The following is an 852-nucleotide window of genomic DNA, read 5'->3' as shown; positions in this document are numbered from 1 at the left end:
GGCCGGTGCGCTGCGGGCGGGGCAGCGGGTCGCTTCGCGGAGCCGTCGGTTCCATCCCCGGACACTGCCCGGACCCGGCAAGGCGTGGAGCGGGACGCGGGATCTGCCGACGGTTCCCGTCGAGCCGTTCCGTGACTGGTGGCAGCGGACCCGAGGGGGCGCGAAGTGAGCAGCAGGGAACGGGTGTTGGGGCGGGTGCGGCGCGCGCTCGCGGATGTGGCGGTCGACGATGCGCCGATCGAGCGGGGGTATCTGCGGGAGCACGGGGGGCTGAGTCCGGCGGAGTGTGTCGAGCTGCTGGCGGAGAATCTGGCGGATTATCGGGCGATCGTGCACCGGACCGACGCCGGTGAACTCCCCGCGCTCATCGGGCGGTTGCTGACCGAGCGGGGGTCCACCTCGGTGGTCGTACCGCCGGGGCTGGACGCCGNNCCGGACGAGCTGGACCGCGTCCACAGTGTCGTCACGGGGTGCGCGCTCGCCGTCGCCGAGACCGGGACGATCGTCCTGGACGGCGGGCCCGACCAGGGGCGGCGCCGGATCACGCTCGTCCCCGACCACCACATCTGCGTCGTCCGCGTGCCGGATCAGGTCGTGTCGTCCGTACCGCAGGCGCTCGAACGGCTGGATCCCTTGCGGCCGTTGACCTGGATCTCGGGTCCTTCGGCGACGAGTGACATCGAGCTGGACCGGGTCGAGGGGGTGCACGGGCCCCGGACGCTGGAAGTGATCCTGGTAAGCAGTGACAACGGTGGTGAACAAGCGCTTAGATAGGAGCGTCCGTGCCGCCTCTCCTGCCGGAGGCCCCCTTGTTCACGTCCGTCGACGACGTCTCCGCCCGCCTCGCCGGGG

Annotated in this window: 2 protein-coding genes and 1 pseudogene; all 3 read left to right on the top strand. The window is 71.8% G+C overall.

The features are described from left to right. A partial coding sequence (locus AOK24_RS46330; protein WP_159051973.1) for a lactate utilisation protein LutB domain-containing protein occupies positions 1–169 on the top strand: 169 nt, incomplete at its 5' end. Beyond that, positions 166–430, top strand: a pseudogene (locus AOK24_RS51125) (lactate utilization protein C); the annotation flags it as partial. The gene AOK24_RS46330 and the pseudogene AOK24_RS51125, both read left to right, overlap by 4 nt. A gap of 2 nt (positions 431–432) precedes the next feature. Next, the coding region (locus tag AOK24_RS51120; protein WP_240554113.1) for a LutC/YkgG family protein at positions 433–774 on the top strand (342 nt) is incomplete at its 5' end. Positions 775–852: the final 78 nt, after the last annotated feature.

This window comes from Streptomyces niveiscabiei, assembly GCF_001419795.1.
Taxonomy (GTDB): Bacteria; Actinomycetota; Actinomycetes; order Streptomycetales; family Streptomycetaceae; genus Streptomyces; species Streptomyces niveiscabiei.
This window is presented reverse-complemented; position numbering and strand designations above follow the sequence as displayed.